The sequence below is a fragment of the Emticicia oligotrophica DSM 17448 genome (assembly GCF_000263195.1).
GTDB classification, from domain to species: domain Bacteria; phylum Bacteroidota; class Bacteroidia; order Cytophagales; family Spirosomataceae; genus Emticicia; species Emticicia oligotrophica.
Genome location: NC_018748.1, coordinates 62,521 through 82,794, shown reverse-complemented (window position 1 = coordinate 82,794; position 20,274 = coordinate 62,521). Strand labels below are relative to the sequence as shown.

The following is a 20,274-nucleotide window of genomic DNA, read 5'->3' as shown; positions in this document are numbered from 1 at the left end:
AATAAATATTAGCTCGAACTTATAGAAAATAATGGATTTTAGTAGTTTTAAAAATACCCTAAATGACGCTCAAGTGCCTAAAGATTTGCCTATTTTAGTACAGGCCTTGTGGCATGATGCCAAAGGAGATTGGGAAGCAGCTCATAATATTGCTCAAACTAAAGAAGGAACCTTGAGTTATGACCAACTTCATGCGTATTTACATCGAAAGGAAGGCGACCGTTTTAATGCCAATTATTGGTATAGAAGATGTGGCGAAAATATGCCTAAAATTTCGCTTGATGAAGAGTGGGAAGTACTTGTACGACGTTTTTTATAGCAGGCTCAATATCTGATGTGACAAGTATCATACAAAATAAAATGTCGTTACGGAATTAAAGTATTAAATTGCAAGAAATTATGTGGTTGGTAAAACTAACCAATCAGTTCTAAATGTTATGAATTACTTATCGGCCGAAAATATCGGGAAAAATTTAGGAGAGCGTTGGTTGTTTAAAAATCTCACTTTTGGGATTTTGCAGGGCGAAAAAGTTGCATTAATTGGCTCAAATGGTTCGGGAAAGTCATCAATGCTCGATATGATTATTGGCAAGGCTGATGTAGATGCAGGTGAAATTAGTATCAGAAAGGACATTAGAGTTGGATATTTAGACCAAGACCCTGATTTTCAAGCAGGAAAGACAGTTTTAGAAACCATTTTTGCCTCAGAAAATTCCAATACAATTGCCATCAAAGAATACGAAGCGGCTCTACAATCAGGTGATGATAATAGAATCGCAAAGGCTATTGAAAAAGTAGATACTTTTAAGGCATGGGACTACGAGGCCAAAGTTAAGCAAATTTTGGGTAAATTAGGGATTGAAGATTTCGATAAACTCGTTGGAAACCTATCGGGTGGACAAAAAAAACGTGTTGCTTTGGCTCGTGTTTTAATCGAAGAACCAGATTTCTTGATTCTTGATGAGCCTACCAACCACCTTGACCTCGATACCATCGAATGGCTTGAAGGTTATCTTTCTTCATCTAATATTACACTTTTATTGGTTACGCACGACCGTTATTTCTTAGATAAAGTTTGTAATAGAATCCTTGAACTATCAAATAGTAAGGTTTTTAAATATACTGGCAATTATGCCTATTATTTAGAGAAAAAAGAAGAGCAAGAGGCCGTTGATGCGGCAACTCAGAAGAATTATCGCAACTTACTTCGTAAGGAATTAGAATGGATGCGAAGACAACCTAAAGCTCGTGGGACAAAATCGCAGAGTAGAATTGATGCTTTTTATGAATTGAAAGAAAAAACTGTCAGAAAAGGTCCAGAAGATAAACTCGAATTGAGTATGAAAATGGAGCGAATGGGTAGTAAAATTATTGAAATTCAGCACATTAGTAAAACTTTCGATAATAGAAAAGTTATTGATGAATTTAGTTATACTTTCAAACGTGGTGACCGAATCGGGATTGTTGGGAAAAACGGAATGGGCAAAAGTACTATGCTCGAAATTATTACCGAAAAACTAAAACCAGATGTTGGCCGTGTTGTAGTTGGAGATACCATCAAAATTGGGTATTATTCGCAAGCAGGTTTAGATTTTGATGAAAGCCAAAGAGTAATTGAAGTTGTTCGTGAAATTGCAGAATATGTGAAAATGGCAGATGGAAGCGAACTTTCGATTTCAAATTTTCTGACTTTATTTTTGTTTCCACCTGCTATGCAATATAGCTATGTGAGCAAATTAAGTGGAGGTGAGAAAAGACGTTTGCAGCTTTTGAAAATTTTGGTGCAAAATCCGAACTTCTTAATACTTGATGAGCCAACCAACGACCTTGACATTGCTACCCTTAATGTTTTGGAAGATTTCTTATTGAACTTTGCTGGGTGTTTGTTGGTAGTTTCGCACGACCGTTATTTCATGGATAAATTAGTTGACCACCTTTTTGTATTTGAAGGAGAGGGTTATATTAGAGATTATCCCGGAAATTATACAGATTATCGCTCTTGGAAAGAAGACCAAGAAGCCGCTGAATTGGCAGCCAAGAATATTCAAGCGAATAAAAACAACAATGTTCAAACTCCTACAAATGTTCAAAATAATGAAGTTAAACGAAAACTAAGTTATAAAGAGCAGCGGGAGTATGAAGGCTTGAGTTCAGAAATTGAATCATTAGAAAAGAAGAAAGCGTCTTTGCTTGAAAAAATGAATGCAGGCGAAGGTACGCATGAAGAACTTTCGGCATGGGCTAAGGAATTTGAAACGATTAGCGAGCAAATTGAAGAAAAAGAATTTCGCTGGTTAGAGTTATCGGAATATGTATAGAGTTATCTGTGGATATGAGCAAAATTCCCATTAATAAACAACTATTCAACCTCATATTAAAATGAATTATTTTAAAGTATTGACTGTTTTTTTTGCACTAACCTTAAGTAAAGGTATTGCTCAAAGCCAAACGGCTATCGAAATTTTAGGATACAATCACGTAGGGCTTTATGTAAAAGATTTGAAAGAAAGTGCAAAATTTTACCGTGAAATTCTTGGTTTAAAGCCTGTAGATGTTCCTGATAATTTGGTTGCAATCAGACGTTGGTTTCAAATTGCACCTAATCAGCAATTACATCTTTTATTAGGAAGAAATGAGCCAGTAACTAATAATGATAAAAATGGAGGTCATTTTTCTTTGACAATTCCTAAAAACTCTGCTGATAAAATTGAAGCTTTCCTTAAAGAAAAGAATTTACCTTATGTACGCCAGAAACGTTTTGATGGAGCTTACCAGATTTATGTGACTGACCCCGATGGCTATGTAATTGAACTAAATGAACCGAAGGTAGAGTAATTTAGGATTTATCATCAACACACAAAATTCAAAGGTTGGTTTTCAACTTTTGAAACCAATTTCTAAAAAAAAATGGAGCAAATTCAAGAATGGTTTAGGTATTTAATGGATTCGGAAGAACTCATCCGAACCGGAGGATTAATTACAATTACACTAATTATATTCATCGAGAACGGAATCATTTTTGGGTTTTTTCTTCCGGGCGATTATCTTTTGTTTTTATCTGGGGTTTTCTGTGGAACAAAGCTTTTAGATGTGCCAGCTTCGTTATTAATGCTTTGCGTATTTTTAGCAGCTGTTTTGGGTTCGCTTTTGGGCTATCTGACTGGCCGTTTCTTTGGTGAAAATATTCAAACCCGAAGAGATTCACTGTTATTCAAGAAAAAATATATTAGTAATACACATAAGTATTTTGAAAAATATGGTAGTCAAACCTTGATTATTGCTCGTTTTTTACCAGTTGTTCGTACGTTTTCTCCAATATTGGCTGGAATTGTAAAAATGAATTTTTACAAATTTATGTTATATAATGTTATTGGCGGTTTCATCTGGACGATCGTGTTAGTAGGTGGTGGCTTTTATTTCGGAGAGAAATTCCCTTGGATTGTAGATTATGTTCAATATATCATTTTCTTCTTTTTGGCAGTTACAACTTTTACGGTTATTAAGGGGTATATCAACGCTAAACGTGGATTACAAGAAGATATTGAAGACTAATCCTAAATTAATAGAGGAATGTTTTAGTAATTTTATTTAATAATTTGTTGCATTACTTTCAGTTTTAATTGACTGTATCTTATAAAAAAAATTAAAATTGACTTTAGTTCAAGTATTAGGCTTGGCTAAAGTCAATTTTGTTTATTAACTGGTTAAATTTAAATATTATTCAAATTGATAAAATAATACTTTCAAATTTTTAGTTGACTAATATTTTACTTTTCTGATGTTTCATCTTTAAACCATCCTGCATACATTACGTAATTATTGGCAGTTCGCATGAATACTTCACCTAATTCAGGGGTAACTGCTTTCAATAGTTTAGCTGGATTTCCTGCATAAATACTGCCTGCTGGTACAACCGTATTCTGTGTTACAATAGCACCAGCGGCAATGATTGAATTTCTACCGATAACAGCACCATCCATCACAATTGCTCCCATTCCGATTAAAACTTCATCTTCGATGGTGCACCCATGCACTACTGCGTTGTGGGCGATACTTACATTATTTCCAATAATTGTTTTAGTTTTTTTATAGGTGCAATGAATTACCGCACCATCTTGGATATTTACCCGATCGCCCATGATGATAGCATTTACATCACCACGAACAACGGCATTGAACCAAATTGTGCAATCTTTGCCCATGGTTACATCTCCTACAATTGTTGCATTAGGGGCAAACCAACAGTTTTCTCCATATTGAGGAAGTTTTCCTAAAACAGGTAAAATTAGAGCCATTTTATAATTATTTTCAGTTGTTTTTTGTGTAAAGGTAATCAATGATTAGGCAAATCCAAGATTCCAAAAGTGGATTGGTGCAAAATTGATAATGGTCATAAAAAATCTTGTCATTGAGCATCATTTTACTTTACATTAATCATTTTCAACGCTAAGTAAACTCATGTAATTCCACGTTCTTTTTATAGAATTTTACTAAATAATAAAAACTAAACTTTGTAAAATATCATGAAAAAGATACTTGTTCCTACTGATTTTAGTCCGATTGCAAATAAGGCTATTGAGGTAGCAGTAACCATTGCACGTTATAATGGTGCAATGATTGAATTATTAAATGTAACTATTTATCCAATTCAAGATATCAATACTTATTATGCAGTCTATGGAGCTTCGGGTATCTCGATTGATGATGCTTGGAAAAGTGTCTTAGAAGATACTCGCAAACAAATGGATGAAGTAATAGCCAAATATCCTGATATAAAAATACGAGCATTAATTGATGAAAGTAGCGATAAGTTTGTAGAGTCGGTGCTTAATCACAATGCCGATTTAATTGTCATGGGCTCGAATGGTGCTGATGGATTTAAAGAGTTTTTCGGAGGTTCGAATAGCGAGGCAATAGTAAGAATGGCTTCTTGTCCAGTTTTAGTAGTGAAAGGTGAAAAAGAAGCATTTAATCTTAAAAAGGTAGTTTTAGCCATTGATTTCACCCATGAGAAATTCTTGAAGAAAGCAATGTATCATTTACCTTTTAGAGAGGCTGAGTTACATTTCTTATTCGTAGATACCTCATCAAAAATAATCAGTTATACTGAGATTAAAGAAAAAATGCTAATAATGGCTAATAAATTAGGCATTACTAATTCTCAGTTTGTAATTCAAGAAGCAACAACTGTTGAAGATGGAATTTTGGAATACACTGAGATGATTGGTGCAGACTTGGTAGTGATGTACACCCATGGGCGAACTGGTGTCAGCCATTTCTTCAAAGGTAGTATCGCAGAAGATGTAGTAAACCATTCTAATGTGCCAGTTTTTACATATGTCGAAGATTGATTTAGATTGAATGAAAAAGGGAGCATTTGCTCCCTTTTTTTTATTTGTCAACAATAAATTCTTGTCGAAGTTTCTTAGAATCAATTTCGAGCTCCACAAAGTATTTCCCTTTTTCCATTTTTGTAGTCGGTACCAGCTTTGTTTGCGTACCTAAACTTTCGGAAAAATGGTCGATTAAAGTTGCCAAGGTTTGGTCTTTAGCATCTTTGATTGAAAGTTTAATATAGCTTGGTTTGTTTATTCTAAAAATAATTTCTTTTACTTTCTCATTTGTGGTGTTATTGGTAGTAAATTCTGAACTATCAGTTTGTACCTGAGAAGTTTGTTTGTTTGCAACAAAAGCAGCTTGGATACAGTCGGTAATATCCGCACTAAATACCGCACTATTGCTAACCTCAAATCCTGGTAAAAGGACAATACTATTTCCAGCAGTAAATGAAATATCTTTAGCGTTTGGAATTAAACTTTGAGCTTCTATACGTTTCTTTGCTTTAAATGCCCCATCGGCTAATGTTTCTTTGACTAATTTGAGTGTATCATTGGCACAATTAATATTTACGCCTTTGCAATTACAATTATCATCAAATTTATCGTAAGAAGTAAGGGGGTCATTGTCATTACATGGCGTTCCACTCTGATTACACAATATGGCATCAAAAGTTACCTTACTCAAACCTGAGCAGCCAGCTCCCCAATTATTAATGGCCGAAATTAGTATATACCTAGCTTTTATATCATTGAAGTTTGGCCCTGCAAAGCCTGAGTAGTCAGGTAAGCCCTGTGCTTGAGGCCAAGTATAGGTATTTCCCAAGGCTTGCCAAGTTGTTCCATCATTAGAATAATCAATTGTAACTGTCTTAAAACCCTTATCGGTTTCATTAGGAATATTATAGTTCCAAATTCTTGAAGTTGAAAATTTGTATCTATCTACAAAATCATACATAATCCAGTGAATACTACTACTCCTAGAAGGATTTGGATTCGGATTTAAAGTATTGGTACAAGAAACCCATGATGCCTCTTTAAGCGTGGTAAGGTTATTTGTTGGTTCGCAATCGGTATATTTCTGATAGCGGGCTGCCGCATCATTACAGTCTGGCCCTGAGCAAGGTGTGCCTACACAATTACATTGGGCATCAATTTTATCATTATTCGTAAATGGATTTCCATCATCGCAGGGGGTATTTTGTGCGATACATGATAATTCACATTTATAGTCGAATAAATAGAAATTAGGAATTCGTTTCCATTGCCGAAGTTCGTGAAAAGGAGTCTTCCATTGAAGGCTAAAATAATCACGCCAACTACTTTCTTTATGTCTAAATTCATAATAATAGTATTTCCCTTTTTCCATATAAACAGGGCCAATTGATTGAAAAACTGAATTCTTAAATTCGCCTTCACCTACCCCATACGCAACAAGTGCTTGGCGTGCCTGTTTATTCTCGATTTTATCATCAGAGCTTAGAAAGAAAAAAGTTTGGTTATCGCCTGTAACATTAAATTCATAGTTGCCAGAGACAGGTACAGTTAAATAGCCTTGTACGAGGGTTCCATAATTATCTCTTGTATTTGGTGAAAGAGGACCATAACTTCCTTTGAGTTTCTCTCTTCTATCGGGTAAAAGGGGAAACTTGGCGGCATTTATTAAATCATTTTCAACATAATTTCCTGTAATATTATCGTAGTAATAAGCCTCAACTATACTTTTTTCTCCTATACAATTATTTGAAGCTGGGGCCGTTCCAACACAATTACAAAAGCCATCTTGTAGGTCGTTAATAGTAGTAGCATTGCCATCATCGCAAGGGGTACCTCTGCTTGGGCAAGATTGACCGCAAGCATAATCATAGATGTAATTACTATCAATGATTATCCAAGGAGCATTAGGTTCTGAGGCTTTTTTCCATTGTAAACTGACATAATCTATACCCATTCCTTCAAAGTTATACAACTCAAAATAATAATATTTACCTCCCTCAAGTTGAATCGTTGAAGATGTTTGTCCTGCTTCTTTGGTGTAATCAGTAGGATCTGTATAGTTGATAACTTCTGCTCTCTTTATTTTATTATTTGGTGATTCATTGGTACTCAAAAAGAAAATTGAGCGGTCATCACCCGTGATATTGAAAATATAATTACTCGTAGTAGGCACTTTGATAAATCCTCTAATGAAAGAGGCAAAGTAATCTGTATAATTAGTAGATGTTTTGAGAGAACCTAATACTTGAGTTCCATCTGGTTTACTTGGAAAGTTTTCCTTTAAAAATAAATCAGAGCTATCAGGATAATTGGAGAAATTCAACCAATAATTCCATTTTACTTGTCCTGCTTGGCCAACACAACTTTGTGCCTCAACAATTTGGAAATGCCCAAATAGGTAAGTAAATAATAATAAATATCTTATTTGTTTATATAATAACATAAATAAAGATTAGTAATTTAAACAGCCTTGAGGTTGGTCTACGTTTGAAATCGTAGTTCCATTAAAATTCATGAATCCAATTGGATAATTGTTGGTTCGATAAGCATAAAAATTACCGAGATTGGGTAAGACATAACACAAATCATACGGACTTACGCCATACCACAAGGCTAATTCCGCATATAGTTCATCGGTTGAAACGGCAGGGATAAAATTACCTCGAAATGAAATATTTTGTGTGTTATTATTACTTACATCCATTTTTGGGAATCTACCATAGATTTTTCCACCATTAACTGCTCCTCCCATTACTATTGAATTCCCTCCCCAAGCATGGTCTGAACCTAAGCCATTTGAAGTGATAGTTCTGGCAAAGTCAGAGATGGTAAAGGTGGTAACATTCTGAGAAATACCAAGTTCAACAGTCGTATCATAGAATGCTTTGAGGGCATCGCTCACTACTGGCAAACGAGAATTGAGACCTCCAACTAAATTATCGTGCATATCCCAACCTCCATACGTGACAAAGAAAATTTGTCGCTTAGCTCCCAAAGCACCCCTAACACTCATTACTTTAGCAATCGCTTGTAAATCTTGAGCTAAACTATTTGTTCCGAATGTAGTGTTGATGCTGGGTACATGTTTGAGTGCTTCCTTGAAAATACCAAAAGAATCCATCGAACTTTTGGCAATTGACCCGTAGGTTTTTTGAAGCAAGTTGGCGTAGGTACTTGAAACTAAGTTATTGATTGAATTACTTCTTATTTCATTTAATATTCCATAATTTCCCCACCAAGTAGGAAATGAGGTAAGACCAACATTATTTGAGTCAACGTTACTATCTATTGAATATTCAGCACTATTCTTTCCTCGTTGAAAGTTATTCTTTCCAGCTAAAGAAATATTCATCGAAATATCCTCGATAGAATTGGAAGCATGCAGTAAATCAGCTAGTCTACCGCCAAAACCAAGGGCATCTCTACTTTGGGGTACTGAGGTTTGCCATTGCATGATTTGGTCAGAGTGGGAATATATACCTAAAGGTATTTTTTTTAAGCCACTATTAAATTCAGTTTTATTCATAACAGGCTCTACGAGCGTACCTATATTTGCCATAAATGCCAATTTTCCGCTATTGAATAAACTTTGTACCCCAGTCATCGTTGGATGAACGCCGTAAGAACCATAATTACACGGCAATCCACGAAAACCTGTACATTGAGGATTATTTAATGGAAGTAGCGAAGTATTGGTTTGAATTGCTATGTCGGAGCGTACATTTTTATACTCGTTAAATCCATTGTCTCCCCCTGAATTGGTTCCAGATGGAATTAAAATATTAAACGAATCAACTCCACCTGCTAATAAAACACAAACTAATGCTTTGTAGTCTTCATTGGCAGCATTGTTTTTTTTTGAGTTACTTCCAGCCATAGCACCATTGACGGCCAGTAAACTTGTAAGTGTACTTAATAGAGTTGTGCTTCCCATTGCCCCGCAACCCAATTGTTGTAGAAAGTCTCTTCTATTCATAGGTTTATCTGTTTATGAGGTAATCTGGTGATGTCATGATTAAATAAATAGCCAACCGTACCCTCCTGGAAGCTTCAGTTGAATCAGGTACACCATTCGCATCGAAAGAAATAGGCATGGCTAAAATAGCCTGACTTATCGTATTTAGGGTTTCATCAGAAAGTTTACCGTTAGCCAAGATAAGGTTATATTTATCTAATAGTTCTGGAATTCTATCGTTTCGAGTTAAGACGTAATCTGTAAGTAAATTAAACCCTGGATTTTGTTCTGGTTTATAGGTTTCTCCCGAAAATAAGCCATAGTACTCTACGGGGTCATCATCGATTAACCATTCATTTAGGGCGTTAAAGTAGCCCGTAAGGTTTTGAGCACTAAGTAGTTGAAACTCTGGGCCTACCTTTCCGGCAGCCTTTAAAGGGCCATTAGGTAAATAATAGGGACTATAAAAATTAAATACTGAAGGCGAATTTAAGGGGCGTTGCTCCGTTTGTTGATATACTCTATCCATCGCATTTCTGAAAACCCCACCACTTGTTGTTAGATTTAAGCCTTTCATTAAATTCATATATCTAACAAATGGTTCTCGAAGTTTACCAAAAGAATCAGTTTCATCTCCGCAACAATTTCTTGCTTCAGGATCAAGTAAAATGGCTTTTATAACAGCTTTCAAATCGCCCCTCACACCACTTCCATTATTATTAAATACACTTGCTACCCGCTGAATATAAGCTGGACTCGGATTTGAAGTTATCAACCTTTGAATGAGTTGTCGAGAAATGAACGGGTCAACATTTGGGTGATTAAACAAAATATTCAATGCGTCTTGTATATCTGCTTCGCCTTGCACAGCGGTTCTTGAGGCAGTGGGGTCAACGGTTGAGCCTAAAAAAGTTTTACTGCCTCTTTCATGTCCATCAACAATTCTGGGATTTGTTTTCCAAGTATTTTTTTTAGCATCACTTGAATCTATTCCAAAGAATTTCATTTTTAAAGTATAACTCCAATCATTCTTTTTATTGGCACCTAAGTAGGTAGCATCTCCCCAAGAAAGACCTGTGAAAACTTTGGCTAAATTGGCAATATCATCATTATTATAAGTTGGTATAAGATTTCCTTGTGCATCTTTTTTCTCTGTTCCGTCGAGGTTCAATTGATACAAACCTATCGTAAACAACTGCATGATTTCTCGAGCATAGTTTTCGTCAGGATAGGTTTGCTTGACTAAATCAGTCGCATGATTATTAAGAAATGTAAGGTATGTACCCATTGTAGGGTGATAAGTTATTTTATCAAGTATTGTTCGATAATTTTCAAAACAATTCGTAAGTAAAACATCATAATAACTTGCCAAAGCATAGGGGTTTCCATCAAATGCAGAAATTCTTGATGTGACCAGAATTTCACTCAAGGCAAAAGCAATTCGCCACCTTAATTGGTCAGGAGCAACCATACAGCCTTGAAACCAAGCTACGTCAAAATGCCAATTTCCAACTCCAACATTATTCAAATTATACGTATTTACACCGTTTTTCAGATTAAGTGAGTCAACAATAGATTGATGTAAATTCCTAACGTATGTTTCTATACGAAAACTATTAGGTGATGCTAGCTGGTCATCAAGCCACTTTTCTATGCCTTGATTGGCAACTTTCTGTATTTCGGTGTAAGTATTGCCAAAAGTTGCTTGTGAAAGAAATCGAGCGGCGGCAGTATAATTAGGTAAAAAGCCAACACTATTTAAAGTGCGTTGGCCACTAATAGACGTGGAGCTAGAACTCACGTTTACCTTTTGAAGATTCCCTTTTCCAATGCTAATTTGTTGTTGGCCATTGGCTGATACTTTTATAAAAAACAGCAAAACTGTTAGGATACTTAGGTTTTTGGCTATCATTTAATTTGTTATTGGCGACTCTTTTTTTAATAGGTTAATATTTATCATAAAGTTCACCATTAATAAACTTGGGAATTTTATATAATATTATTTTGTAAAAATTGGATTCAGTGATTTTAAAATCAAACAAATTTAGTTGTTATTTAGAAATTATTAAAAAATACCTTTTATTAAAAATTCGATGAATAGCGTTTTTTTGAAAAATCTAATAAAAGGTATTTTTGAAAATTGATAGAGGAGTTTGTTCGATATAGGGAAAAATAAAAAAGCAGGCTAAAAAACCTGCTTTTCTTGTGATTCCGATAGGATTCGAACCTATGACCCACAGATTAGAAATCTGTTGCTCTATCCAGCTGAGCTACGGAACCGAATCATGGTGCAAAGATAGGACTTTTGATTTTAAAAGTCAAATGTGAGTTAGAAAAAAGATTCAGAAAAACTTAAAATTGATGATTCTGTATTAAAAAACTTTGAAACTTTAAGATTTAGCTTGAACTTTGGGTATCAATTTTTGAATCAGACACTAATCAACAATCAATGTTATTCAATTCGCTGCAATTTATTTTTTTCTTTATTGTTGTTACACTAGCCTATTTTAGTTTACCGCATCGTGGTCGAATATGGCTTTTGTTATTAGCGAGTTGCTATTTTTATGCGGTTTTCAAACCAATTTATATCCTCATACTTTTTGTAACGATTGTTGTTGATTATTTTGCTGGAATTTGGATTGAAAATGCTTCTGGTCCCAAACGGAAATGGCTTTTAATTTTGAGTTTGGTTACTAATATTGGTTTTTTGGCCTATTTCAAATACTACAATTTTTTTATTGAAAATATCAATCATGTCATCTTTAATTTAGGTTCTGCTCAGCAATTAGAATTAATGAAAATCGTTCTACCGATTGGACTTTCCTTTCATACTTTCCAAGCCATGAGCTATACCATTGAGGTTTATCGAGGGAATGAAAAAGCAGAAAAAGACTTTGTTACTTATGCCTTATATGTAATGTTTTACCCACAATTGGTTGCTGGACCCATTGAACGACCTCAGAATGTACTTTGGCAGTTTCATGAAAAATTCAATTATGATTTTGAAAATCTGAAAGCTGGACTTATGAGAATGGCTTGGGGAATGTTTAAAAAAGTAGTTATCGCCGACCGTTTAGCGATGGTTGTTGATTATTGTTATGATAATCCGTATGAGCATAATGGTTTTACGCTATTAATTGCCACTATTTTCTTTACATTTCAAATATATTGCGATTTTTCAGGTTATTCAGATATTGCCATTGGAGCGGCAAGGGTGATGGGTTTTAAACTCATGGAAAACTTTGAAGCTCCTTATTTTGCTAAATCAATTAGTGAATTTTGGCGTCGTTGGCATATTTCACTTTCTACGTGGTTTCGTGATTACCTATATATTCCGCTTGGTGGCAATAGAGTAGGAGAGGTTCGGAGATATTTTAATAATTTTTTGGTATTTATGTTAAGTGGCTTGTGGCATGGTGCAGCTTGGACTTTTATTATTTGGGGAGCATTACATGGCATTTATTTGGTTTTAGCCCAAATTCGTAAGAAATATGCACCCTTTGATGCAGAAAGTTTCATTCCTAAATCAATTATTAATGTTTTTAATTTAACATTTACCTTTGTTTTGGTCATGATTACTTGGGTATTTTTTAGAGCGAAGGGTTTGACAAATGCAAAAATAATTCTCTCAAAAATTGCTAGAATTTCTACTTACGGTGAATTAGCCACACCTTTTTCGTCTAATGAAATGATTTTTTGTTGGTTTTTGATTGCAGTTTTGATTTTGAAAGATAAATTCATGAAGCAAATTCGTACGGAAAATACACCTATGTTTTATTTGAAATTTACTGTTTTGGCCTTTTTATGTTATTTTTTAGGTGTATTTACTTCAAATCAATTCATTTATTTTCAGTTTTAAGGTTTTCAACGTTTGAACCGTTCTCAATAAATAGATAATGAATTTTAAAAAGATATTTCGTTATTCAGCATTATTAATCTTTGGATTATTGTGGTATTTAGGATTTTCTGAATCTACCGCCAAATGGTTATTTGAACACCATTATATTTCTGATGATTATCGTTATGGTGATTTATATCGTTTATCAAACCTGTCTGCATTTAGAGTGCCTGTTGAAAAATGTCCAACTCCCGTAGCCTCTGCTTCAACTAATACTAACCTTTATTTAATTGGAGATAGTTTTACTGAAAAAGAACGATTAGAAAAGAATCATTTTAAAGGTTTAGCAAGTTTTCATCGATATTTTATTGCTGATACAACTTATATAAATTTAGACTCAACCAAGAAGAATATTTTGATAATTGAAACCGTTGAACGACATGCCAGAGAACGTTTTGCTAATGTTTATTCAAATCTAAGAATTGGTGAAAACCTAGGTAAAATATCCCTGCAAAATAAAGAAAATAGCATTAAAAAGGCCATCTCCGTTTCTATTCCTTATAATACACAACGCCACGAAGGTATATTATTTTCTTCTGATTTTTTCTTGACAATTAAGGAGTTAAAGGCTTGGTTTAATTGGAAAGTTTTGGATAGGATAGATGAAAAAGTGAGGCTTTCGAAAGATGGTAAGCATATTTTATATTATTTGGATGCACAACCAAGAGGCATTAATTCTTGCTTTGATAAGGTAGAAGAGGCAGAAATTAATAAAATAGTTGACAACTTAAATCAGACCTATGAATATTATAAGAAAATGGGTTTTGATGAAGTTTATCTAACTATTGCACCAAATAAAACATCTATTTTAGCATCAGATTTAGGAAAATACAATCATTTAATTGAAAGAATACAGCAACACCCTAAACTCCAAATGCCCTATTTTGATGTTTATACCCCTTTCAAAAATTCAAAGAAAATGCTTTATGATATTGGTGATACGCATTGGAACTGTGAAGGCAAACAAATTTGGTTAGATATGGTCAATGCCCAATTGTAGAAAAAATGTAAAGCCCTTTCATGAAAGGGCTCTTTGATATCTATTTTACAAAGTTTAAAATTTCAGAAATAACAAAAGATTGTTCTTCATCTGTCAGCGATGGATACATCGGAATGCTTAAACAATGCTTATAATATTCTTCTGAAATCGGGAAATCTCCTTCTTTTGTCCCCAAATTTTTATAATAGGGCATTAAATGCACAGGAATATAATGCACTTGTGCAAAAATCTGTTTCGAACGAAGATAATCATATAAACCCTTACGGTCAGCCACTTGAATGACATATAAGTGGTAAGCATGATTAATACCCGTTGGTGGAATGATAGTTTTTGCCTTAGTCCCAGCAAAAGCTTCATCGTATTTTTTTGCAATGGCTTGCCTTTTGGCAAGACCTTCATCTGCTCTTTTTAACTGCGAAATTCCTAAATTACAAAGTAAATCGGGCATTCTATAATTATATCCCAATTCTTGTAATTCCATGTACCATCCGCCATGATTTTCAATGAGGGCTGGGTCTCCTTGGTAAACCATTCCGTGCGAACGAAATTGCTTTAATTTCTTGTACAAATTTTCGTCATTGGTCGTAACCATTCCCCCTTCACCAGTAGCTATGTGTTTTACAGGATGAAAAGAAAATATGGCTAAATCGGCTAATGAACTATCGCCACATTTATGAACCAGACCTTTTGAATCTGTAAAGCTACCACCCGGAGCATGGCAAGCATCTTCTAAAATCCATAAGTCATATTCATCGGCTAATGCCCTAAAAGCCGACAAATTGACTGGATATCCAGCAAAATCAACGGGAATAATTCCTGAAAAAGTACCTTTAGGATGTTGTTCGAGTAGTGCTCTTACTTTCTCTACATCAAGCAAAACTGTATCAGCGTCAACATCAGCAAAATAAACTTCTCCACCGCAATATTTTACACAGTTAGCTGATGCTGAAAAGGTTATTGGCGTTGTGATAACTTTTGATGACGCATTTACACCCAAAGCCATGCATGAAATATGTAAGGCTGCAGTACCATTGGCTACCGCCACGGCATATTTGCTACCGACATAATTAGCAAATGCAGCTTCAAATTCAGCAACTTTTGGTCCTGCTGTAAGAAATGGAGATTGAAGTGTCTCAATTACTGCGGCAATATCTTCGTCAGTTATATGTTGTTTTCCGTAAGGAATCATTTCAAAGAATTATTTTGGCTGAAAATCAGCGTCAATGTGTGTTTTTATTTGGTCACGAATTTCTTCAACAGTAAGCCATTCTTCATTGGTTCCTGAATTGTACTTGAAACCTTCTGGAACGAAACTAGCATTGAAGTGTTTCAAATATTCTTCCGTGTTCCAAACGGGTGCAAACGGCATAATTACGTAATACTTCTTTGTTTCAATGGTATTCAAAGAGTCTGTTTCTGTAATCATTTCTTCGTGAAGCTTTTCACCTGGACGAATACCTACCTTAGGATGCTCGCAGTTTGGTCCAATTGCTTCTGCAACATCAGTAATTTTATAAGATGGAATTTTCGGTACGTAAATTTCCCCACCCCAAGCATTTTCTAAAGCATAAAGAACCATTTCTACCCCATCTTCTAATGAAATATTGAAACGAGTCATACGTTCATCGGTAATTGGTAATACGCCAGATTTAGCTTTTTCTAAGAAAAATGGCATAACTGAACCTCTTGAACCTATAACATTGCCATATCGAACAACCGAAAAAGTAATTGGACGATTTCCACGCATGTTATTGGCTGCAACGAAAAGCTTATCAGAGCAAAGTTTTGTTGCACCATATAAATTAATTGGAGCAGCCGCTTTATCAGTTGATAAGGCTACAACTTTCTGAACATTATTGGCTAAGGCCGCATTGATTACATTTTCAGCACCAAAAACATTGGTCTTGATACATTCCATTGGGTTATATTCTGCCGCAGGAACTTGTTTCAATGCGGCTGCATGAATGATATAATCAATACCTTCACATGCACGTTTGAGGCGTTCGCCATCACGAACATCACCAATGAAAAAACGAATATTTGGATATTTATTTTGAGGGTAAGTTTGTTGCATTTCAAACTGTTTCAATTCATCGCGTGAATAAATTACTACACGACGAACTTCAGGGAAGCGATTGAAAATGGTTTCAACCAATTTTTTTCCAAACGAACCCGTTCCACCTGTAATCAGAATTGCTTTGCCGTTTAAATCAAGCATTAGTATAAAGTATTTAAGATTTTGGTGTAAAGTTACGAATTATGTAGGCAATCGACAAAAGTGAGAGAATTACTTTTCAGTAAATAAAAAGCCCTTATCTTCAAATAAAAAGATAAGGGCTGTATTTAAGTGATTAATTTATGCTTTTCCTGTCAAAATCTGTCCCCAATACATTCTTGGAAGCACTTCTTTCTTGAGCATATACATGCTCCATCGCTCCTTACTTTGGTCGAATGGGAATGTTTCCATAGGTTGATTATTGTAATCAAATTCTGCTAAAACCAATTTTCCGTAGCCAGTTACTAATGGACAAGAAGTATAACCTGTATAATTTCCAGCCATCGCGTGATTTTCGATTAATGCTAACACATTGGCCACCACAACTGGAGCCTGTTTTCGAATGGCTGCACCAGTTTTTGAAGTTGGAAGCCCCGAAGCATCTCCTAATGAGAAAATATTACCAAATTTAACATGTTGTAATGTATTTTTATTGACATCAACCCAACCACCTGCGTTGGCAAGTGGGCTATTCTTGATAAAATCAGGTGCAGATTGAGGCGGTGTAACATGTATCATATCAAAATCTACCCAAGTTTCTGCATCCTTGTTGGTTTCGCCAATACCTACAAATTTGGCACGTTTGTTTGCACCATCAATTTCATCTAAACGCTCCATGAAATGCAATTGGATATTGGCATTTCGGCAAACTTCCAACAAGGTTTTTTCATATTTAGGAACTGCAAATAATTTGGCAGCACCACTCCAGTATTGAATATCTGCTTTATTAAGAACACCATGCTTACGGAAATAATCAGCTGCCATATACATGATTTTATGAGGTGCTCCACCACATTTTACTGGTGTATGTGGGTTGTGGAAAATGGCTTTACCTCCTTTAAAATTCTTAATAGATTCAAAAGTGTAGGGTGCTGTTTTAAAACTATAATTGCTACAAACATTGTTTTGTCCTAAAGTTTCGGTTAAACCTTTGATGCTATTCCAATTGAGTTGAATTCCTGGGCATACAATCAAATAATCATAAGTATATGTACTTTCATTGGTACCTATGCTATTATTTTCAGGACTAAAGGTTTGAACAAATTCTTTGAGCCAAGTAGCTTTTTTTGGTATTACATCAGCTTCATTACGTTCGGTTTTTTGAATATCAAATACGCCACTTCCTACTAATGTCCATGCGGGTTGATAGTAGTGTTTTTCTGCGGGGTCTATAATGGCAATATCAAGTTTACTATTTTTACGTAATAACTGTGCCGCTACTGAAATACCAGCATTTCCGCCGCCGATGATAATTATTTGAAAATGACTTTTCATTTTAAAGAATCGTTTAATAGGTGATTTTAAAGAAAGTTGTACTCCAAAAAAGACAAAATATTATTGTTTTATTACAAAAATATTGGATAGATGCTGAATTATGGTAGGATTAATTAGGGCGTTTGTGGTATTTTTTATTCTAAGAATTTTATATTTAAGTATTTGATTATAAGTGTATTAAAATAAGAATAGCCAGCAATGAATAATACATCGCTGGCTATTGCTGAGATATTTATCAACTACAAAAGTGTACTTGGACAAACGTATTCTGTTCGTGGGACATCTGTTTTCGAAATCGCTGCAAAACCACCTTTTACATCCACAAAATTGTCCCAACCTCTTTGCTTAAGGATAGAAGCGGCAATCATACTTCGATATCCACCAGCACAGTGTAAAATAAATGGTTTATCTTTCGGAATTTCGGCTAAATGTTCGTTAATAGAATTTAGTGGAATATTTGATGCCCCTAAAATATGTTCAGATGCAAATTCGCTTTTCTTTCTAACGTCAAAGACGATTGGCTCATCATTTTTGTAGGTATTGGCAAATTCTTCCGCTGAAATTCTTTTGATTGTGTTAAATTCCTTACCCGATTCTCTCCACGTTTTAAAACCACCTTTCAAGAACCCGATTGAATGGTCATATCCAACACGGGCTAAGCGAGTAATTGTTTCTTCCTCTTTTCCTTCATCAGTCACTAATAATATTTCTTGTTTGATATCTGGAATTAATTCACCAACCCACATCGCAAAATTACTATCTAAGCCAATATTGATACTATTCGGAATAAATCCTACTGCAAAATCATCTGTTTGTCGGCTATCTAAAATTAAGGCATCTGTTTCGTTAGCAACAATTTCAAATTCTTCCGCTGATAAACTTTTTTTACCTCTATCGAGTACTTCATCAATGCTTTCATAGCCTTTGATATTTAATAGCACATTTTTAGGAAAATATCCGGGAGGTGTTGTTAAGCCATTCAAGAGTTCTTTAATAAACTCTTCTCGTGTCATATCTGGTCTTAAGGCATAATTAAACCTTTTTTGATTGCCCAAAGTATCGGTTGTTTCCTTACTCATCATTTTGCCACAAGCACTACCCGCACCATGATTTGGATAAATAATTAAATCATCAGACAAAGGCATGATTTTGTTACGAAGCGAATCGTATAAATGACTTGCTAATTTCTCTTGTGTTAAATCGGCAATTACGTGTTGAGCCAAATCTGGGCGACCAACATCTCCAATGAAAAGTGTATCTCCAGTAATTAAACCATGTTCCTTCCCATTTTCATCAATGAGCATGTAGGTTGTACTTTCCATTGTGTGGCCTGGTGTATGTATTGCTTTTACTTTACATGCACCTACTTCAAATACTTGATTATCTTCTGCAATAGTGGCCTCAAATGCTGGCTTAGCGGTTGGGCCATAAACTATTTTTGCATTAGTTTTCTTTGCTAAGTCGAGATGTCCGCTCACAAAATCGGCGTGAAAGTGTGTCTCAAAAACATATTTTATTTGAGCTCCATCTTTTTCTGCACGATTAATATATGGTTGTACCTCACGAAGTGGGTCGAAAATCGCAGCTTCACCATTGCTTTCAAGATAATAGGCAGCGTGTGCCAAACAACCAGTATAAATTTGTTCAATTTTCATTGTTTTAATATTTTAAATGTTAAGATGATAATATTTTCATATAGTTTTTTAAAAATAAATCTCATTTAGGGGCAACGGCTAGAGCATATATTTTTCATGTGCTTGAAACGTAAATTATATTAAATGATGAATCAAAGTTGCTTGTTTTTATAAGGAGGAAAAATGACCGAAATCATGCTTATTTGATTTATGCTATGAATGAAGTAAAAAGTGCAGATAATATCGGAAATTAAGATAGGAGGTACCATGGAATTTAGAAAGAAATTTCACTCATTTCCTTTTGGTTGATGTTATTACTTTTAACTGGCGATACTTTTTAGAAAAAAACTTGACTTTAGTCAAACAAAAAAATGTTTATACTAAAATCAAGTTTGCTTTATTTTATAAGGTTCCGCAGATGAAACTAGAGGCAATCAACTAAGTTTGATTAAAGAATTATCCTAATTTTGTCTTTCTTTTAATTCTGGATAATTCAAGATAGATGGGCTTGGTTTTATTTCACTCCTCTTTTTTCGGGGGCATAACTATTAAAGAAGTTTAGCCAAATTGTTCGAGAAAGTCGATAATAGACTGGTACTAAAATCACAGTAATGGCGATATAAATGCTCATTAGTAGAGTACCACTAATATATTGGTCGAGCAAGAGGAAATAAGCGACAATGGATGTAACAAACAAGGCAATATTAAGCATATAACTTACATACATAGCACCATAAAAGAAACCCATTTCTTTTTCATAACGAAGCCCACAGTGCGAACAAGTTTCATGAATTGCACTCATTTGATTGTAGGGATTTTTAGTTTTAAAAACATCCCCCTCGTGGCATCTTGGACATTTCATCGCAAAAATGCTATATAATCTTGAACCTTTGCCAAACATATA

Annotated in this window: 16 protein-coding genes and 1 tRNA gene; 7 read left to right on the top strand and 10 right to left on the bottom strand. The window is 34.7% G+C overall.

Annotated features, from left to right (window positions below; all coding sequences use genetic code 11):
- The first annotated feature begins 31 nt into the window (after nucleotides 1-31).
- The 4 genes from EMTOL_RS00380 (at nucleotide 32) to EMTOL_RS00365 (ending at nucleotide 3,552) form a co-directional block, all read left to right on the top strand.
- The gene (locus tag EMTOL_RS00380) at nucleotides 32-319 is read left to right on the top strand and encodes a hypothetical protein (RefSeq protein WP_015027268.1); all 288 of its coding nucleotides are present in this window, start codon (nucleotides 32-34) and stop codon (nucleotides 317-319) included.
- A gap of 118 nt (nucleotides 320-437) precedes the next feature.
- Nucleotides 438-2,318 (top strand): ABC-F family ATP-binding cassette domain-containing protein, encoded by a 1,881-nt coding sequence (locus EMTOL_RS00375; protein WP_041693344.1) that lies wholly within the window; start codon nucleotides 438-440, stop codon nucleotides 2,316-2,318.
- Nucleotides 2,319-2,379: 61 nt separating this feature from the next.
- Nucleotides 2,380-2,835, top strand: a complete 456-nt coding sequence (locus EMTOL_RS00370) for a VOC family protein (RefSeq protein WP_015027266.1) — start codon at nucleotides 2,380-2,382, stop codon at nucleotides 2,833-2,835.
- Nucleotides 2,836-2,907: 72 nt separating this feature from the next.
- On the top strand, nucleotides 2,908-3,552 hold the full coding sequence (locus EMTOL_RS00365; protein ID WP_015027265.1) for a DedA family protein: 645 nt from the start codon (nucleotides 2,908-2,910) through the stop codon (nucleotides 3,550-3,552).
- Between the two features lie 215 nt (nucleotides 3,553-3,767).
- Here the strand turns inward: EMTOL_RS00365 and EMTOL_RS00360 are convergent, their stop codons facing one another.
- Nucleotides 3,768-4,295 (bottom strand): gamma carbonic anhydrase family protein, encoded by a 528-nt coding sequence (locus EMTOL_RS00360; protein ID WP_015027264.1) that lies wholly within the window; start codon nucleotides 4,293-4,295, stop codon nucleotides 3,768-3,770.
- 228 nt (nucleotides 4,296-4,523) lie between these two features.
- On the opposite strand from EMTOL_RS00360, the gene EMTOL_RS00355 reads away from it, so the two are divergent.
- Nucleotides 4,524-5,351 (top strand): universal stress protein, encoded by an 828-nt coding sequence (locus tag EMTOL_RS00355; RefSeq protein WP_015027263.1) that lies wholly within the window; start codon nucleotides 4,524-4,526, stop codon nucleotides 5,349-5,351.
- Nucleotides 5,352-5,391: 40 nt separating this feature from the next.
- Here EMTOL_RS00355 and EMTOL_RS00350 read toward each other — a convergent pair whose 3' ends face one another.
- The 4 genes from EMTOL_RS00350 to EMTOL_RS00335 form a co-directional block, all read right to left on the bottom strand.
- Complete coding sequence (locus tag EMTOL_RS00350; RefSeq protein ID WP_015027262.1) at nucleotides 5,392-7,776, bottom strand: PA14 domain-containing protein; 2,385 nt, start codon at nucleotides 7,774-7,776, stop codon at nucleotides 5,392-5,394.
- 9 nt (nucleotides 7,777-7,785) lie between these two features.
- On the bottom strand, nucleotides 7,786-9,309 hold the full coding sequence (locus EMTOL_RS00345) for a DUF1501 domain-containing protein (RefSeq protein WP_015027261.1): 1,524 nt from the start codon (nucleotides 9,307-9,309) through the stop codon (nucleotides 7,786-7,788).
- Nucleotides 9,310-9,313: 4 nt separating this feature from the next.
- Nucleotides 9,314-11,200 (bottom strand): DUF1800 domain-containing protein, encoded by a 1,887-nt coding sequence (locus EMTOL_RS00340; RefSeq protein ID WP_015027260.1) that lies wholly within the window; start codon nucleotides 11,198-11,200, stop codon nucleotides 9,314-9,316.
- 294 nt (nucleotides 11,201-11,494) lie between these two features.
- Nucleotides 11,495-11,568, bottom strand: a tRNA-Arg gene (locus tag EMTOL_RS00335).
- A gap of 169 nt (nucleotides 11,569-11,737) precedes the next feature.
- Between EMTOL_RS00335 and EMTOL_RS00330 the strand changes: the two genes are divergently transcribed.
- Nucleotides 11,738-13,147, top strand: a complete 1,410-nt coding sequence (locus tag EMTOL_RS00330) for an MBOAT family O-acyltransferase (RefSeq protein WP_015027259.1) — start codon at nucleotides 11,738-11,740, stop codon at nucleotides 13,145-13,147.
- 37 nt (nucleotides 13,148-13,184) lie between these two features.
- The gene (locus EMTOL_RS00325) at nucleotides 13,185-14,186 is read left to right on the top strand and encodes a hypothetical protein (protein ID WP_015027258.1); all 1,002 of its coding nucleotides are present in this window, start codon (nucleotides 13,185-13,187) and stop codon (nucleotides 14,184-14,186) included.
- Nucleotides 14,187-14,226: 40 nt separating this feature from the next.
- Here EMTOL_RS00325 and pseC read toward each other — a convergent pair whose 3' ends face one another.
- The 5 genes from pseC to EMTOL_RS00300 form a co-directional block, all read right to left on the bottom strand.
- Complete coding sequence (gene pseC, locus EMTOL_RS00320) at nucleotides 14,227-15,375, bottom strand: UDP-4-amino-4,6-dideoxy-N-acetyl-beta-L-altrosamine transaminase (protein ID WP_015027257.1); 1,149 nt, start codon at nucleotides 15,373-15,375, stop codon at nucleotides 14,227-14,229.
- A gap of 9 nt (nucleotides 15,376-15,384) precedes the next feature.
- Nucleotides 15,385-16,404 (bottom strand): UDP-N-acetylglucosamine 4,6-dehydratase (inverting), encoded by a 1,020-nt coding sequence (gene pseB / locus EMTOL_RS00315; protein ID WP_015027256.1) that lies wholly within the window; start codon nucleotides 16,402-16,404, stop codon nucleotides 15,385-15,387.
- 138 nt (nucleotides 16,405-16,542) lie between these two features.
- Nucleotides 16,543-17,736: an NAD(P)/FAD-dependent oxidoreductase gene (locus EMTOL_RS00310; RefSeq protein WP_015027255.1), complete on the bottom strand. Its 1,194-nt coding sequence runs from the start codon at nucleotides 17,734-17,736 to the stop codon at nucleotides 16,543-16,545.
- Between the two features lie 239 nt (nucleotides 17,737-17,975).
- A complete protein-coding gene (locus EMTOL_RS00305) occupies nucleotides 17,976-19,391 on the bottom strand; it encodes an MBL fold metallo-hydrolase (RefSeq protein ID WP_015027254.1) in 1,416 nt (471 codons plus the stop codon).
- 493 nt (nucleotides 19,392-19,884) lie between these two features.
- The gene (locus tag EMTOL_RS00300; protein ID WP_305953148.1) at nucleotides 19,885-20,172 is read right to left on the bottom strand and encodes a DUF983 domain-containing protein; all 288 of its coding nucleotides are present in this window, start codon (nucleotides 20,170-20,172) and stop codon (nucleotides 19,885-19,887) included.
- Nucleotides 20,173-20,274 lie beyond the last annotated feature (102 nt).

Excerpts from the sequence above, each read along its gene's own strand:
- EMTOL_RS00380 (WP_015027268.1), top strand. The coding sequence starts at position 32 with ATGGATTTTAGTAGTTTTAAAAATACCCTAAATGACGCTCAAGTGCCT.
- EMTOL_RS00375 (WP_041693344.1), top strand. The coding sequence starts at position 438 with ATGAATTACTTATCGGCCGAAAATATCGGGAAAAATTTAGGAGAGCGT.
- EMTOL_RS00370 (WP_015027266.1), top strand. The coding sequence starts at position 2,380 with ATGAATTATTTTAAAGTATTGACTGTTTTTTTTGCACTAACCTTAAGT.
- EMTOL_RS00365 (WP_015027265.1), top strand. The coding sequence starts at position 2,908 with ATGGAGCAAATTCAAGAATGGTTTAGGTATTTAATGGATTCGGAAGAA.
- EMTOL_RS00360 (WP_015027264.1), bottom strand. The coding sequence starts at position 4,295 with ATGGCTCTAATTTTACCTGTTTTAGGAAAACTTCCTCAATATGGAGAA.
- EMTOL_RS00355 (WP_015027263.1), top strand. The coding sequence starts at position 4,524 with ATGAAAAAGATACTTGTTCCTACTGATTTTAGTCCGATTGCAAATAAG.
- EMTOL_RS00350 (WP_015027262.1), bottom strand. The coding sequence starts at position 7,776 with ATGTTATTATATAAACAAATAAGATATTTATTATTATTTACTTACCTA.
- EMTOL_RS00345 (WP_015027261.1), bottom strand. The coding sequence starts at position 9,309 with ATGAATAGAAGAGACTTTCTACAACAATTGGGTTGCGGGGCAATGGGA.
- EMTOL_RS00340 (WP_015027260.1), bottom strand. The coding sequence starts at position 11,200 with ATGATAGCCAAAAACCTAAGTATCCTAACAGTTTTGCTGTTTTTTATA.
- EMTOL_RS00330 (WP_015027259.1), top strand. The coding sequence starts at position 11,738 with ATGTTATTCAATTCGCTGCAATTTATTTTTTTCTTTATTGTTGTTACA.
- EMTOL_RS00325 (WP_015027258.1), top strand. The coding sequence starts at position 13,185 with ATGAATTTTAAAAAGATATTTCGTTATTCAGCATTATTAATCTTTGGA.
- pseC (WP_015027257.1), bottom strand. The coding sequence starts at position 15,375 with ATGATTCCTTACGGAAAACAACATATAACTGACGAAGATATTGCCGCA.
- pseB (WP_015027256.1), bottom strand. The coding sequence starts at position 16,404 with ATGCTTGATTTAAACGGCAAAGCAATTCTGATTACAGGTGGAACGGGT.
- EMTOL_RS00310 (WP_015027255.1), bottom strand. The coding sequence starts at position 17,736 with ATGAAAAGTCATTTTCAAATAATTATCATCGGCGGCGGAAATGCTGGT.
- EMTOL_RS00305 (WP_015027254.1), bottom strand. The coding sequence starts at position 19,391 with ATGAAAATTGAACAAATTTATACTGGTTGTTTGGCACACGCTGCCTAT.
- EMTOL_RS00300 (WP_305953148.1), bottom strand. The coding sequence starts at position 20,172 with ATGAGTGCAATTCATGAAACTTGTTCGCACTGTGGGCTTCGTTATGAA.